Consider the following 15106-nt stretch of genomic DNA (forward strand, 5'->3'; position numbering starts at 1 on the left):
GCCCGACCCGCCGCCGATACTCCCTCACCCGCACCTCATGCAGCCGCACGCCGACTACATCATCCTGCTGGGGATCTGCGCCGTCGTCGCGGGCGCGGTGGTCCGCGCGCTCCCGCGCCCCCCCACCCGGCGCGTCCGCTTCGCCGCCGCCATTCTCCTCCTGCTCGTCTTCGCCGCCGGGTTCCCCCTCACCACCCGCGCCGGCCGGGTCGCGATGGATCAGATCCGGCGCGAGGTCAGCGGCTTCGCCCCCACCTACGCCCAGGAACTCGAACGCCTCGGCCACCACCGCCTCACCGACTCCACCCCGCCCGACGACCCCACCTACCTCGCCGTCATCGACGCGCAGGTCCGCTGGCTCCGCGCCAACCCCGGCGTCGCCGACATCTATACCTTCAAACGCCGCGCCGACCAGGTCATCTACTTCGCCGCCGATTCCGAGACCGACTACGACCGTGACGGGGTCCACCGCGGCCCGCGCGAGTCCCGCACCCCCGTCGGCGAGGTCTTCCCCGAGGCCGAAGACACCCTCCGCCGCGCCTTCGAGGGTGAGTCGCTCTTCGACCCCCACCCCACCTCCGACCGATGGGGAACGTGGGTCAGCGCCTATCACCCGATGTACGCGCCCGACGGCTCCGTCGACGCCGTGCTGGGCGTCGACTTCGAAGCTGCCCTCTGGGCCGATCATATCGCCGCCGCACGCCGCACCGTCATCCTCTACATCGCCTTCCTCGCCGCCCTCGTCCTCGCCGGCGCCGCCCTGGCCGAACTCCTGCTCGCGTCCGTCGCGCGCGCCCGGCGCGCCGAACGAGACGCCACCGCCGCCGACCGCGCCAAGACCTTCTTCGTCGCGAACATCTCCCACGAGATCCGCACGCCCATGGCCGCCATCGTCGGCTTCTCCGAACTCCTGCTCGACACCTCCCACACCCCCGCGCAGCGCAGCGACTACGCCCAGATCATCCGGCGCAACGCCTCGCACCTGCTCGTCCTGCTCAACGACCTCCTCGACTTCGCCAAGGCCGACGCCGCCGCACTCCGCATCGAGCGCCGCGCCACGGACCCACGCGACATTCTCGCCGATGTCGTCGAAGCCCTCGCTCCATCGGCCGCCCAGAAGCACCTCGAACTGCGCACCAGCGTCTCCCCCGAAGTTCCCCCCCTCATCGCCGCCGATCCCGTCCGCGTCCGCCAGATCCTCCTGAACCTCGTCGGCAACGCCATCAAGTTCACCCACGCCGGGCGCGTCGACATCTCCGTCTCCTTCGCCACCCCCGGGCGCCTCCTCGTCGACATCAGCGACACCGGCATCGGCCTCTCCCCCGAGCAGATCGCACGCCTCTTCCGCCCCTTCGCCCAGGCCGACGACTCCACCACCCGACGCTTCGGCGGCACGGGCCTGGGCCTCGCCCTCTCCCAGCGCCTCGCCCGCATCATGGGCGGCGACATCGTCGTCTCCAGCACCCCCGGCGCCGGCTCCACCTTCTCCTTCTCCGTCGAGGCCGAACCCCTCACCCACCCCCCCGCCGCTCCCGCCGACCCCTCCCGCACCCCCGATCGCCTCGCCGCCCGTGTCCTCCTCGCCGAGGACGGCCCGGACAACCAGCACCTCTTCACCCACGTCCTCTCGCGCGCGGGCGCCGCCGTCACCGTCGTCGACACCGGTCAGCGCGCCGTCGACGCCGCCCTCGCCGGCGACTTCGACGTCATCCTCATGGACATGCAGATGCCCGACCTCGACGGCTACGAAGCCACCCGCCGCCTCCGCCGTCAGGGCTACGCACGCCCCATCATCGCCCTCACCGCCCACGCCCGCGTCGAAGAGCGCGACGAGTGCTTCGCCGCCGGCTGCGACGACCACGCCACCAAGCCCATCGACCGCGCCCGACTTATCGCCCTCGTCGCTCACTGGCACGAACGCGCCCGCGCCGCCCGCGCCGCGTAGCCCCGCACGCCACGCCCCCGCGCCGCCGCGCGCCTCGCCGCCGGCGCCGCTTGCCGCGAGCGCGCGTGGACGATGTTCCGCGAAGAGCGCATGCTCCGCGAGACGCTCGAAGTCATCGAACGCGCCCGCATCCCGCACATGTCGTGATCCCCGTGCCTGCGTGTACCTGGCTATCCCGCTTGGGTACCCCCGCTTGGGTACCCCCGCACTCCGTGCGGGGTCTTGTACCCCGGTTCCCGCCCTTCCGCCCGTTCCGTATCACCTTCGAAAGCGGTCGCACCATCGGCATCCGGAACCCCGACCTCGTCATTGTCCGCGAAACGGCCTTCGACGTGATCAACATCCTGCGCATCGAGTCGCTCGATCTCACCCAGAACCACAACGGCCTGCCCACGAGCACTCATCCCCGGTCATACCCGCGCGCCGCGCGTCTTCTCCGGCTTTCCGCGCCCCCACGAGCCGCTTCGCCGAATCGGGAGCTTCGTCCGGGCACCCCGGTATCCTCCGTCATGTCCTTCGGGCTCGGACACGGCCGCCAACTCGACGACGCCCCCGGCGTCGTGGGCATCTCGCGCGACGAACTCCCCCCGCTCCCCGACGAGGCCATCACCAACCCGCTCGCCGGGCGCCTCGACCCCCGCGCGTGGTTCCCGTCCCCAGCCGCTCCTTTCGAGATCGAGATCGGCAGCGGCAAGGGCACGTTCCTGCTCGGCGAGGCCGTCGCCCACCCGTCCACCAACTACCTCGGCATCGAGTGGGCCCGCGAGTTCTACCTCTACTCCGCCGACCGCGTCCGCCGGCGCATCCTCTCCAACGTTCGCATGCTGCACACCGACGCCACCGAGTTCCTCCGCTGGCGCGTGCCGGACTCGATCGTCCGCACCATCCACCTTTACTACTCCGACCCGTGGCCCAAGTCCCGCCACCACAAGAACCGCGTCGTGCAGGACCGCTTCCTCGCCGACGCCTGGCGCGTGCTCGTTCCCGGCGGCGAACTCCGCCTCGTGACCGACCACCCGGCCCTCTGGGCCTGGTACGAAGCCTTCGTCGCCCGCTGGACCGCCCCCCCCGACGAGCGCGTCCGCGCCGTCCTCCCGCTCGACCGCCCGCCCTTCGAACGCCTGCCCTTCACCGCGCCCACCTGGGTCGACGACGACGAACTCGTCGGCACCAACTACGAACGCAAGACCCGCGCCGACGGCCGCCCCCCCAACGCCTGCACGCTCCGCAAACTCGCAGCCCCGCACTCCGAACACGGCCCTCGTACCCTCTCCCAGTGACCGCCCGCCCCGCCGTCATCCTGCTCTCCGGAGGCCTCGATTCCGCCGTCTCGCTCGGCGTCGCCCGGCGCGACGGGTTCGCCTGCCACACGCTCAGCGTCGACTACGGCCAGCGTCACCGCGTCGAACTCGCCGCCGCCGCGAAGATCGCCCACGCCTGCGGCGTCGCCTCGCACCGCACCATCGCGCTCGACCTCCGGGCCGTCGGCGGATCTGCCCTCACCGGCGACATCGCCGTGCCCAAGGACCGGGCCCACGCGCCGGGCGCGCATCACCACGAAGCCTCGGACATTCCCATCACGTACGTCCCCGCGCGGAACATGACCATGCTGTCGCTCGCCGCCGGGCTCGCCGAGGTGCTCGGCGCCGACGACCTGTTCATCGGGGTCAACGCGATCGATTACTCGGGCTACCCCGACTGCCGCCCGGCGTTCATCCGCGCGTTCGAGCACGCCGCCAACCTCGGCACCAAGCGCGGCGTCGAGGGCGGGCAGTTCCGCGTCCACACGCCCCTGATCGAGCGCACCAAGGCCGACATCATCCGCCTCGGCGTCGAACTCGGCGTCGACCTCTCGCTCACCACCAGTTGCTACGACCCCTCGCCACGCGGGCCCTGCGGGCACTGCGACTCCTGCCTCATCCGCGCCCGCGGCTTCGCCGACGCCGGCCTCCCCGACCCCGCACTTGCATCATTTCACCTTTGACAATTTGACCATTTGCCCATTTGTCCGTTTGCCATTTGCCCCTTTGCCCATTTGCCATTTGCCCCTTTGCCTCTTTCCCTTCCCATCTCCGAGACGTTCCGCTCCATCCAGGGCGAAGGGAAGCTCGCCGGCGTGCCGTCGTTCTTCATCCGGATGAGCGGATGCAACCTCCGCTGCGCCTGGTGCGACACCCCGTACGCGAGCTGGAATCCCGAGCCGTCCATCCGGATGCTCGATGATCTCCTCGCGGAAGCACGGGGGTCGGGTGTTCGCCACGCCGTCCTGACCGGCGGCGAGCCCATGATGTTCGCGCAGATCGAGCCCCTCGCCGCGGCGTTGCGCGCGCATGGCATGCACATCACCATCGAGACCGCCGGCACCATCGACCGCGCCGTGGCGTGCGACCTGATGTCCATCAGCCCGAAACTCGCGAACTCCACGCCCCGCGAGGGCGACCCGCGTGATCCGGGCGGCACGTGGCGACGCCTGCACGAACAACGCCGCATCAACCTGCCGGTGCTCCAGGCGCTGCTCGACCGGTGCCCCGGGCGGCAACTCAAGTTCGTCGTCGCGCCGGGCTCGCTCGATGCGGACCTGGCCGAGATCGACGCCCTGCTCGCCCGCCTCCGCGGGTGGTCGCCCGACGACGTCCTGCTCATGCCCGAAGGGGTGACCCCGACGGACGCCGCGCCGCGGCGTGCGATCGCAAGTGCCTGTATGGAACGCGGTTGGCGGTACTGCCCACGCCTGCACATCGATCTGTTCGGGAATGTCCGCGGAACGTGATCAGATACCAATGGTTTTCATGGGTTTCGAACTCTTCCGCGCCGCCTGCGTCTCAGGAAGAGCGCATCTCAGCGAGCACAAGCATCAGAGGGTGAGGCGCGCGGGGCGACAAGGCCTCGGGCCGGTTCCCAAGGAACGACCATGACGAAGAACACTCGGTGGATGATTCCGGTGATCGCGGCTCTGACGAGCACGGGCGCCTGGGGGCAGCCGGAGATGACGCCCCCGGTGCCGGCGGCGGACCTGGCGTTCGCGAACAGCCTGTCGAACGCGTTCAAGTCGGTTGCGTCGCACGCGGAGCCGGCGGTGATCCACATCATGGCGCTGGCGAAGCAGCGCCGGGTGCGGTACGACTGGTTCGGCACGCCGATGGAGGTCGGCGAGGCGCAACTGGTGCCGGTGAGCCAGGGGTCGGGGTTCCTGATCGACGACCAGGGCACGGCGGTGACGAACAACCACGTGATCGCGGGGGCGAACGCGCTGCGCGTGAAGGCGGCGGACGGGCGCGAGTACGACGCGACGGTGGTCGGGCGGGATGAGAGCACGGACCTGGCGGTGATCCGCGTGAACTTCGGCGACACGCCGCAGATGGTGAGGCCGCTGAAGCTGGGGAACAGCGAGGCGCTCGAGGTGGGCGAGTGGGTGGTGGCGATCGGCTCGCCGTTCGGGTTTTCGAACACGGTGACGGCGGGGATCGTCTCGGCGAAGGGGCGGTCGCTGACGCCGCGGGAGACGGGGCGGACGTACGAGGACTTCATCCAGACGGACGCGGCGATCAACCCGGGGAACTCGGGCGGCCCGCTGCTGAACCTGCAGGGCGAGGTGGTGGGCGTGAACTCGGCGATCGCGTCGCGGTCGGGCGGGTTCCAGGGGCTGGGGTTCGCGATTCCCAGCCTGACGACGCGGGCGGTGGTGGACAACATCCTGGCGAACGGGCGGGTGGTGCGCGGGTGGCTGGGGGTGGAGCTGACAGACGCGCCGATGAACCCGCAGCGCGGGAGCGATCAGTCGCGGGGCGTGCTGGTGAGCCGCGTGGTGGCGGAGAGCCCGGCGGAGAAGGCGGGCCTCAAGGAAGGTGACGTCATCGTGCGGTACCAGGGGCAGTGGGTGAACGAGGTGCGCCTGCGCAACGCGATCGCGGTGACGCGCCCGGGCTCCAAGGCGGAACTGGAAGTGCGCCGGGCGGACAAGACGGTGACGCTCGCGGCGGAGGTCGGCGACTTCGCGTCGTCGGTGTCGGAGCTCGGCCAGGCGGACTTCGGGGACATGGGGATGACCGCGCGCACGCTGACGCTCGACGAGACCCGCAAGATGGGGTACCGCAACGTGCGGGGCGTGCTGGTGGAAGACGTGCGCCCCAACACGCCCGCGGCGAGGTCCGGGCTCGAGCCCGGCGACATCATCGTGCAGGTGAATCGCACCACCGTGACCAACGTCAAGCAGTTCGCGCAGCTCGTGAGCTCGTCCGACTTCGGGCCCGGCGCGCGGCTGGGTGTGATCCGCGGGAACCGGCAGGGCTACATCGAGTTCCAGCCGTAAGAGCAGGAACGGCTCGGAAGCGCGGGATGGTCACGGAAGAGCAAGGCATCGAGAAGAGGCTGAGGAACGGCGCTCAGGTTCCCGGCAGCAGGCCGAGTTTCCAGGCGGCGTAGACGGCGACGGGGGCGAGGGCGGCCGCGAGCAGGTCGAGGCGGAAGCCGGCGTTCATCATCTGTCGCATCGTGACGCGCCGGGTGGCGTAGACGATGGCGTTGGGGGGCGTGCCGGCGGGCATCATAAAGCCCAGGCTCGCCGCCACGACGATGGTGACGAGCAGCAGGGGCGGCGGGACGTCCATGGAGCGGGCGACGGCGAGCGCGACGGGCAACGCGGCGGCGGCGAGCGCGGTGTTGCTCGCGAACTCGGTCAGGATGATCGCCCCGCACGCGAGCACGAACAGCAAGACCAGCAGCGGCGCGCCCGCGAGCGGCGCCAGCGCGCCGGCCAGGGCGGCGTCCACGCCGTGCCGGCTCAGCGCGTCGGCCAATGACAGCCCGCCCCCGGAGAGGATGAGCACGCCCCAGGGCACGCGTTCGGCCTCGTGCCAAGTGAGCACGGGGCGGAAGGGTCGCAGCGAGCCGGGGAGGATGAAGAGCGCGAGGGCGGCGGCGATGGCGACGACCGAGTCCTTGAGCCGCGAGCAGACGTCGGCGATGAGCGTGCCCGCGAGATCCGGGGCGCGTGCGAGCGCGGGGGCGCCGAGCCAGCCGAAGGCCGCGACGAGGAAGGTGCCGAGGACGACGCGCTCGCCCATGGTCCAGGCGCCGAGGTCGCGGCGTTGGCGGGCGATCTCGTCGCGCACGCCCGCGCGGCTGGAGGGGTCGGTGCGTTCGGCGCAGAGGAGGGAGAGCACGCCCCACGCCGCGACGCCCATGATGAGCACGATGCACAGCCCGAAGCGGAGCCACTCGCCGAAGGACACGGGGCGGTCGAGCTCGCGCTGCATGAAGGCGGCGAACTGGGCCGTGGGAGGCGTGCCGATGAGCGAGCCCAGCCCGCCGATGCTGGCGCCGTAGGCGACGGCGAGGAGGAGGGCGGCGCCGAGGGGGATGCCGCGGCGGGCGCCGGGCGCGGGGGAAGCGATGATGCCCGCGATGCTGGCGGCGATGGGGGCCATCATGACGGCGGCGGCGGTGTTCGACACCCACATGCTCAGGAACGCGGTGATGGCCAGCACGCCCCCGATGAGCATGAACGGGGCGGCGCCGACCTGCGCGAGGGCCCACAGCGCGACGCGCCGGTGCAGGTTCCAGCGTTCCATCGCCTGCCCGAGGATCATCCCGCCGAGGAAGAGGAAGATCACGGGGTTGGCGTAGGGGGCGGCGGCCTGCTCGACGGTCGCGACGCCGAAGAGCGGGAAGAGCGCGATCGGCGCCAGCCCGGTCGCCTCGAGTGGCAGGGCCTCGGTCACCCACCAGAGCGCGATGCAGACGCCCAGGGCGGCAACGCGCCGGCCTTCTTCTGAGAGCGCGGCGCCCAGCAGGGCGTAGACCAACGCGCCGGCGACGACCCCCGCGCCCACGCGGAGGAAGGTGGCCCGCGCGGTGCGAGGCTCGTGCCCGGTCACGACGCGCTCCCGAACAGGCGCGGGCCGAGCACGGACACCCCGACGCCCAGGAACACGAGCGCGAAGCCGACGGCGTCGGTCCAGCGGAGTTTCTCGCGCAGCACGATGGTGGAGAACGCGACGAAGACCAGGAGGGTGATGGCCTCCTGGATGACCTTGAGCTGCGGGGCGGTGAAGGGCCCGCCGTGCTGGAAGTGCCCCAGCCGGTTGGCGGGCACCTGGAGGCAGTACTCGGGGAGGGCGATGAGCCAGGAGGCGGCGATGGCGACCAGCATGCCCCAGCGCGCCTGCTTGAGGTGGTAGTACCAGGCGGTGGTCATGAAGGCGTTGGAACCGAACAGGAGCAGGATTGTCCACAGGGCGCGCATAGGGGGGAGCATACCGCGTGCGGGCAGGAGAACGCCCGGGTGGGGCGGGGCGGGCCGGGCGCGGGAACGGCGGCCTGGCGCGCCGGGTTGACGCCGGAGCGGGATTCGGGCACACTACGCGACCCCGGGCGGACGGCGTTCCGGCGGGCGCGGCGGACGGCGGGAACCCGTACGGGCTCTCGTGCGGACGGCCTATGCTGGCCCCTTTCCGGGAGATGCGCGTCTGCTCGCGCGACGACCGGGGCGGGGCGCGACCACGGAATCGGAGCACGGATCATGGCATCCAGGACCAGCGGATCGTTCGGACTCGTCGCGACCTTGGTAGTTCTGGGGCTGGCGTCCCTGGGCTTCTTCGTGGCGTTCGTCGTGTTCTACGGCAAGCACAGCAGCGCCCTGCAGAAGGTGCAGCAGCTCCAGCAGGACCAGGCGGACGTCGTCCGCCCCGACGAGCGCAACCGCGACGACGTGCGAAACCTGGTGGAAGAAGCCAAGCGCGCCGGCAACAAGAGCCTGGTGGGCTACCTGGTCGAGAGCCAGGAGGCGATCATGGCCCGCGTGACGGGCTCGCGTCGCGATCGGCCCTCGGACCTGGCGAACAAGCTGACCGGCGTGCCCGGGGCCGAGTCGTCCTCGCTGCTGACGCTCCTGGACGCGCAGCGCGGGCAGGTCGACACGCTGCAGAGCCAGCTCGCCCAGGCCGACGAAGCCCGGCGGGCGGCGATCGCCAACCAGCAGGCCGAGGTCGCCCGCGTTGCAACGATCGAGAAGAGCCACCGCGACACGGTGAACGCGCTCACGGCGCAGGTGACGCAGTACCGCGACGAGATCGAGGCCTACCGCGCGGGCACCGACGAGTACAAGAAGAAGGTCGACGAAGAGCTCGACAAGGTGAAGCAGGCGGCGGCGGAAGAGGAGAAGCGCCTCGCCGACTCCATCCAGCAGCTCACCGAGTCGAAGCTGATCCTCGAGAACCAGCTCGCGGCCCTGCGCGGGCAGCGCAACCAGGGCGTCGTCCGCCCGGGCGATGAGTACGCGCTGGTCGACGCGGAGGTCATCGGCGTCGAGCCCGGCACGCGCCAGGTGTTCCTGTCGATCGGGCGCCGCAACAACGTCGTGCTGGGCATGACGTTCTCGGTGTACGCCACGCCCCAGGCGCTGCGTCCGGACGCCGAGGGCAACTACCCGCGCGGGAAGGCGACGATCGAGGTGATCAACGTCGGCGAGACGTCCTCGACGGGGCGCATCACCAGCGAGGTGCGCGGGAACCCGGTGGTGAAGGGCGACGTGGTGGCCAACGCCGTGTACGACCCCAACAAGCAGTACAAGTTCGTCGTCTTCGGCAACTTCGACGCGAACCGCGACGGGCTCGCGACCGAGCTCGAGCGTGCGGACATCGCCGCGATGATCTCGGCGTGGGGCGGGGAGGTCATCACCGACCTCACCGGCGACGCCGACTTCCTGGTGCTGGGTGCGGCCCCGCTCTCGCCGGTGCGCCCCTCGAGCGACGCCCCGCTGGAGGTCGTGCTCGAGTTCCAGCGCCGCGAGCGCGAGGTGCAGCGCTACCGCGACCTCGAGCGTCAGGCGCAGGCGACCAGCGTGCCGATCCTGAACGAGAACCGCCTGTACACCCTCGTCGGCAAGACCCCCTCGCCCTCGCAGGCGGCGCGGTAGCGCCCGCGAGCCCCGCCGCGTGGGCCGCACCAAGAAACACGCCCCGCCGTGGATCGAGTGGCCGGCCGCGGCGCTCATCCGATCGGCGATGTTCGGCCCGCTGGTGATCGGCCTCGACCCGGCTCGCCACGTCGCGCGATCGCTCGGCACGCTCTACCCGGGGCTGCAGCCCTCGCGCTTCCAGCGGGCGGTGCGCAACCTGCGGGACGCGTACCCGGAGTGGTCCGACGAGCAGGTGCGGCGCACGGCCGTGGGCGCCTATCAGCACCTCTTCCAGCTCGGCGTCGAGTTCATGTATACGCCCCGGCTCATCACGAGCGAGGGGTTCCCGCGACACCTGATCTTCACGCAGATCGGCGGCGCGCTCGAGCACATGCTCTCGACGCGGCCGTGCATCCTCGTGACCGGGCACTGCGGCAACTGGGAGCTCATGGGGTACGCCGTCTCGATGCTGGGCTTTCCCATGCACGCGGTGTACCGCCCGCTGGACCTGCGCCCGCTGGACCGCTGGATGCGCGAGACGCGCATGCGCCGCGGGCTGACGCTGGTGAGCAAGTTCGGGGCGGTCAAGGCACTCCCGCCGCTGGTGCGGGCGGGGTTCCCGATCGGGCTGGTGGCGGACCAGTCGGGGGGCGACCGAGGGGTGTTCGTGCCGTTCTTCGGCCGCCTGACCTCGACGTACAAGTCGATCGGCATGCTCGCGCTGCAGACCGGGGCGACGATCATCTGCGGGGCCTCGCGCCGCCTGCCCGAGGGCGAGGACCCGCCCCCGGGCGTGTGGCAGACGTGCCCGGGCCCGGACCCGCGCGAACGCTGGGGCGAGGGCAGCCTGCGCTACGTCATCGAGATCGTCGACACGTTCGGGCCCGACGACTACATGCGACAGCCCGACCCGCTGTACTACCTCACCGCCCGGTACCGGCGCGGCATCGAGACCATGGTGCGCAACGCCCCCGAGCAGTACTTCTGGATGCACCGCGTGTGGCGAAGCCGCCCGCTGCACGAGCGGAGCGGGAAGCCGTTCCCCGCGCACCTGCGGGCGAAGCTGGAAGCCCTGCCGTGGATGACGCCGGAGGCGGTGCGGGGAATCGTTGATCGCAGCGACGCGGATCGGGCGGACTTGGCGAGATTGCAGCGGTAGGAACGAGAGTTCGGCGATGATTCCGTGCCACTGACGTCCGCGCTACGCAAATGTCGGTGCGTGCTTCAGCGGGAGATCCCTGCACACTGACTTCCGGACGGAAGTGAGTGGCACGAGCTGTGCAGGGGTTGATGCCACCCGCCGTATCGCATCGGGAGTCTCCGGATATGAACTATGAACGGGAACGCCGCCGGAACACAAAGGCGGGAACAAGTGTGAACACGATCAGGGATGTCGGCGCGGGGATTGTGATGACGAAACCCTGACCGACGGTACCAGTGGTGTACCCGACGATGGTCAGGCCATCGGCGGAGACACCTGTTGCGTTGTACAGGGTCAGGCCCGGCGGAAGTTGCACGCCTATTCCCCCAAGATACTCGCTGAGCACAATCGGTCCGGTCTGCGGCGTCCAGATGGCGGCCTGCACATTCGCGCCGCCGACGACCTGGCCCACGATCACCGAGCCGTCATCGCTGGTGGCGCGGGCGGAGCCGCGAACAAATCCCGTCGGCAGACCGAGATTGGACGCGAGGCCGTCCTGCCACCGAATCGGGTGTCGACCGGACGTGCCGCCGAGCCCGACGATGATGCTCGCATCGGCGTTCATTCCGAACGCGATGGAGGACCCGGCGTTTGGCATCGATACAGGTGGCAATGCTCGCATCCCCAACTCGGATGTCCACACGAACGCCTCGCTCCCAAAGCCCGCACTCTCGCCGACGACGGTGTTTCCATCCGCGCTGACGGCGTTGGCCTGGCTGATGAAGTGCTCGCCGGGACGCGTGAAGCCCAGCGGCTGCATGCCGCCCGAGGGCGTCCAGCGGAACGCCTGCTCACCCTCGATGGTCGAGCCGCGGCCGAGCGTGCCGACGACGACCGAGCCATCGAAGCTCGCGTCGTTCGCGACGGAGCGCGTGTACGACTCAAGCACGCCCAACTGGTGCAGCACCCCCGTCTCGCGGTCGTACCGGTACGCGGTGGCGGGTTGCGAGGAGGGCGACGGGCCGTTGCGCCCAACGAGATACCGACCATCGCCGCTGATGCCGAGTGCGCCGGTGTTGGGTTGGAACCCGGGACCGGTAAGATCGATGCGGCCTGCATCCGCGGTCCAAGACCATCCGGGCCCGCGTCCGTTCGAGTTCGTGCTCCAGCCCGCGACGACCGACCCGTCGGCAGAGACACCCGCGCTGAGCGTCCCGGTGTACCCCTGCGGCAGGCCCACCAGCTGGAACGACTGCCCGCGTGCGGACGAGGCCACGCAGGCGACGAGGCCGGCCACCAATCGGGTTGTTCCGCACGGGCGCATCTGGCACCTCCAAAGGTACTTGGAGCTCCTGGAGGAACCAAGAAAAATCCACGGAGGAGGCCCGATAGTTTGCAGACTTCACGAGATTAACACGGAACTTCAATATTGGCCGCGTGGTAGAGTGTGGTACCTCGCGGGGGCGTTGCATCGCGGCGGCGGTGTGGACGCAGGACGCGGCAAGGGGATCGACCATGACCGAGACCGGGCGATTGGCGGACGTGAAGGTGCTGATCGTGGACGACGATCCTGACGTGCTGGAGTCGATGGACGCGGCGTTTCAGGCCGAGGGAGCGCTGACGCAGGTGGCGACCGACGGGAACGAGGCGGTGCGGATCTGCCAGGGCGAGGTGCCGGACCTGGTGGTGCTGGACATGATGCTGCCGCGGCGGTCGGGGTTTCTGGTGCTGGAGAAGATCAAGGGGTACGAGGACGCGCCGGCGGTGATCATGGTGACGGCGAACGAGGGGCGACGGCACGAGGCGTACGCGTCGTCGCTGGGGGTAGACCGCTATCTTCAGAAGCCGGTGCCGCTGGGGCAGCTGCTCGACGCCGCGGTGGAGATCATGGACGCGCGTGACGCGTCGACGCCCGACGACGAGGAGTAGCGCGGCCGGGAACCTCTCGTGGCGCGGAAGAAATCACGACAGATCGTGCTGATGGGGAAGGAAGGCGCGGGCGATGCCCCGCCGCTGGGGAAGGTGCGCGAGGTGCGCGACACGCTGGCGGGGTTCAACACGTCGGGCGACGGGAGCGCGCCGGGCGGGATGGGGCTCGAGCGGCTGTACGGCCCCGGGATGGTGGTGGAGATCCCCACGAGCGTGGAGCCGGTGACGCAGGTCATCGCGACGATGAACGACGAAGAGACGGCGTTCCCGGTGCTGATGAAGCTGTGCAAGTTGACGGGCTGGCGGATGATGGACGTGGAGTCCGGGCGCGTGCTGCGCGTGTGAGCGCCCGCGGGCGCGATGGAGCGGGCGGGTCCGCTCGCTACGATCGCGGCATGCCGACGTACGTGTACGAACTGCTGGGCAAGGACGGGACGCCGACGGGCGAAACGTTCGAGATCGTGCAGTCGATCAAGGACAAGGCGCTGACGAAGCAGCCCAAGACGGGCGTGCCGTGCCGCCGCGCGATCGTGGCGCCGGCGATCGCGGGGAAGTGGTCGGACATCAAGGGGAAGGCGGCGCTGTCGAACAAGAACCTGGAGCGCATGGGGTTCACGAAGTACGAGCGCAAGGGCGCGGGGTACATGGAGCGGGTGGCGGGGAAGTTCGGGCCGCAGAGCCTGGGCGGGGACGAGTAGCCCACGTCGGAGAATCGCCCGCGGCCGCTATCGCGCCGGGCCCCTGAGCGAGAGCGCGAAAAGCACGGCGAGCAGGGCGGCGGGCGGAGAGTTCACGTACGGCACGTCGAAGGGCAGGATGAGCACGACGCCCACGAGCGCCCATGCGGGCGAGGCGTCGAGCGGGATCGCGCCGGGCAGGTGCGCCAGGCGGACCGACGCGCGCAGCGCGATGAACGCGATCGAGACGAAGAGCGCGAGCCCGACCAGCCCGAGCGTGGCGGCGGCGTGCAGCGGCCCGTTGTGCGCCTGCGGGGCGATGTGGGGCGTGCGGGGCGCTTCGGCGCGCGCCTCGAGCATCGACCGCACCGCCTGCTCGTAGCCCCCCGCGCCGACGCCCCGCACGGGGTGCTGCGTCCAGAGTTCCCACGCCCACAGGGCGAACTGCACGCGGGCGCCGGTGAAGGTGGAAACGTCGCGCTCGACGATGACGCGGCGGACTTCGACCACGCCCTCGCGGATACGCCGCCCCGGGTGCTCGGACGCGACGGCGAGCGTGGCGCCCAGGGAAGCGAGCGCGAGCGTGATGCCCGCGCCGACGGCGAGGCGGGCGCGGAGTGGGCGCGTGCCCAGGCGCCAGCGCCGGAAGAACTCAAAGACGCCCGCGAACGCGCAGAGCAGCAGCCCCGAGATCATGGCGCCGCGCGTGCCGGTGGCGAAGATGCCCGCCCAGGTGAGGAGCAGCGCGAGGCGCGCACCCCACGCCGCGAGGCTTCGGGCGCGCAGCGCCACGGGCAGGTGCAGCCCCAGGGCGGCGACGAACATGTAGCCGCAGACGGCCGGATGCACCCACCAGCCGGGGTTGCGATCGGGGAAGTGCGGGTTGAAGTCGAGCGCATGCCAGCCCGCGGCGCGGACGATGGCCAGCGCGGCCTGCGAGAGGTTCGTGAGCAGAAAGCCGGCCATGAGCGCCACGATCAGCGCACGCCGGCTGCGCAGTTCGGTGTAGAGCGCGAGCGCGACCCACGCGAAGCGCGACGTGCCGAGTTCCCACACGCCCTTGGAGAGATCGGGCGTCCAGAGGAACGAGAGGGTGATCCACGCGGCCCAGAGCCAGATCGCCCAGAAGAGCGGCTCGCGCAGAATGGCGGCGGCCTCTCGCCAGCGCCAGGGAAGAGCCGCCAGGTACAGCACGCCCAGCGGGATGGGCCCGAGTTCGACCGCGACCATCGGGCCCGCGGCGCAGGCCGCGGCGAGCAGCGCGGCCAGGCGGCGGAGCGCGAGCAGGGCCCAGAACCACCACGCGCGGTGCATGTCCGAGGCGTCGGGCAGGCCCGTGACGCCCAGGGCGATGGGGAGCGGGGCGGGGCGGGCTTGTGGAGCGATCGCTTGTTCGGATTTTGAAAGGGTGCGGGAAGGAATGGCGGAGAGGATCGACACCATGCGCATCATGTCTGTCACAGCGAAGTTCCGCAACCCGAACCCGCCAGCCCCCTACAACGTCCGAAGGAAGGGAA

The 15106-nt window shown here is 70.6% G+C and carries 14 protein-coding genes; 10 read left to right on the forward strand and 4 right to left on the reverse strand.

Going from position 1 to position 15106, the window contains the following annotated elements:
* Window positions 1-37 precede the first annotated feature (37 nt).
* From SFY69_08030 to SFY69_08050, 5 genes are all read left to right on the forward strand, one after another.
* Window positions 38-1945: an ATP-binding protein gene (locus tag SFY69_08030; GenBank protein MDX2131984.1), complete on the forward strand. Its 1908-nt coding sequence runs from the start codon at window positions 38-40 to the stop codon at window positions 1943-1945.
* A gap of 509 nt (window positions 1946-2454) precedes the next feature.
* Window positions 2455-3225, forward strand: coding sequence for a hypothetical protein (locus SFY69_08035; GenBank protein MDX2131985.1), 771 nt, complete (start codon window positions 2455-2457; stop codon window positions 3223-3225).
* Window positions 3222-3929, forward strand: coding sequence for a 7-cyano-7-deazaguanine synthase QueC (queC, locus tag SFY69_08040; protein ID MDX2131986.1), 708 nt, complete (start codon window positions 3222-3224; stop codon window positions 3927-3929). The genes SFY69_08035 and queC overlap by 4 nt, the downstream gene beginning before the upstream one ends.
* Window positions 3930-3995: 66 nt before the next feature.
* Window positions 3996-4715: a 7-carboxy-7-deazaguanine synthase QueE gene (locus SFY69_08045; protein MDX2131987.1), complete on the forward strand. Its 720-nt coding sequence runs from the start codon at window positions 3996-3998 to the stop codon at window positions 4713-4715.
* Window positions 4716-4856: 141 nt separating this feature from the next.
* The gene (locus tag SFY69_08050) at window positions 4857-6254 is read left to right on the forward strand and encodes a trypsin-like peptidase domain-containing protein (protein MDX2131988.1); all 1398 of its coding nucleotides are present in this window, start codon (window positions 4857-4859) and stop codon (window positions 6252-6254) included.
* A 73-nt stretch (window positions 6255-6327) separates the two neighbouring features.
* On the opposite strand, the gene SFY69_08055 is transcribed toward SFY69_08050, so the two are convergent.
* Both SFY69_08055 and SFY69_08060 read right to left on the reverse strand, forming a co-directional pair.
* Window positions 6328-7821: a DASS family sodium-coupled anion symporter gene (locus SFY69_08055; GenBank protein ID MDX2131989.1), complete on the reverse strand. Its 1494-nt coding sequence runs from the start codon at window positions 7819-7821 to the stop codon at window positions 6328-6330.
* Window positions 7818-8189: a DMT family protein gene (locus SFY69_08060; protein ID MDX2131990.1), complete on the reverse strand. Its 372-nt coding sequence runs from the start codon at window positions 8187-8189 to the stop codon at window positions 7818-7820. The genes SFY69_08055 and SFY69_08060 overlap by 4 nt, the downstream gene beginning before the upstream one ends.
* A 276-nt stretch (window positions 8190-8465) precedes the next feature.
* Here SFY69_08060 and SFY69_08065 point away from each other — a divergent pair, with 276 nt between their 5' ends.
* Together SFY69_08065 and SFY69_08070 are read left to right on the forward strand one after the other, a co-directional pair.
* Entirely contained in the window at window positions 8466-9860 is a 1395-nt protein-coding gene (locus SFY69_08065; GenBank protein MDX2131991.1) for a hypothetical protein, read from the forward strand.
* A gap of 19 nt (window positions 9861-9879) precedes the next feature.
* Entirely contained in the window at window positions 9880-11001 is a 1122-nt protein-coding gene (locus tag SFY69_08070; GenBank protein MDX2131992.1) for a lysophospholipid acyltransferase family protein, read from the forward strand.
* A gap of 172 nt (window positions 11002-11173) precedes the next feature.
* Here the strand turns inward: SFY69_08070 and SFY69_08075 are convergent, their stop codons facing one another.
* Entirely contained in the window at window positions 11174-12280 is a 1107-nt protein-coding gene (locus tag SFY69_08075) for a hypothetical protein (protein MDX2131993.1), read from the reverse strand.
* A 218-nt stretch (window positions 12281-12498) separates the two neighbouring features.
* On the opposite strand from SFY69_08075, the gene SFY69_08080 reads away from it, so the two are divergent.
* Genes SFY69_08080 through SFY69_08090 form a run of 3 tightly spaced genes read left to right on the forward strand, consistent with a single transcriptional unit; the run spans window position 12499 to window position 13610 of the window.
* Window positions 12499-12912 carry a response regulator gene (locus SFY69_08080; protein ID MDX2131994.1) on the forward strand — a complete coding sequence of 138 codons (414 nt, stop codon included), beginning with the start codon at window positions 12499-12501 and terminating at the stop codon, window positions 12910-12912.
* Between the two features lie 18 nt (window positions 12913-12930).
* Complete coding sequence (locus SFY69_08085; GenBank protein MDX2131995.1) at window positions 12931-13257, forward strand: hypothetical protein; 327 nt, start codon at window positions 12931-12933, stop codon at window positions 13255-13257.
* 50 nt (window positions 13258-13307) lie between these two features.
* Entirely contained in the window at window positions 13308-13610 is a 303-nt protein-coding gene (locus SFY69_08090; GenBank protein MDX2131996.1) for an FmdB family transcriptional regulator, read from the forward strand.
* A 27-nt stretch (window positions 13611-13637) separates the two neighbouring features.
* Here the strand turns inward: SFY69_08090 and SFY69_08095 are convergent, their stop codons facing one another.
* Window positions 13638-15041 carry an O-antigen ligase family protein gene (locus SFY69_08095; GenBank protein ID MDX2131997.1) on the reverse strand — a complete coding sequence of 468 codons (1404 nt, stop codon included), beginning with the start codon at window positions 15039-15041 and terminating at the stop codon, window positions 13638-13640.
* Between the last annotated feature and the right edge of the window lie 65 nt (window positions 15042-15106).

The organism is Planctomycetota bacterium (assembly GCA_033763975.1).
In the GTDB taxonomy this organism is placed as follows: domain Bacteria; phylum Planctomycetota; class Phycisphaerae; order Phycisphaerales; family UBA1924; genus RI-211.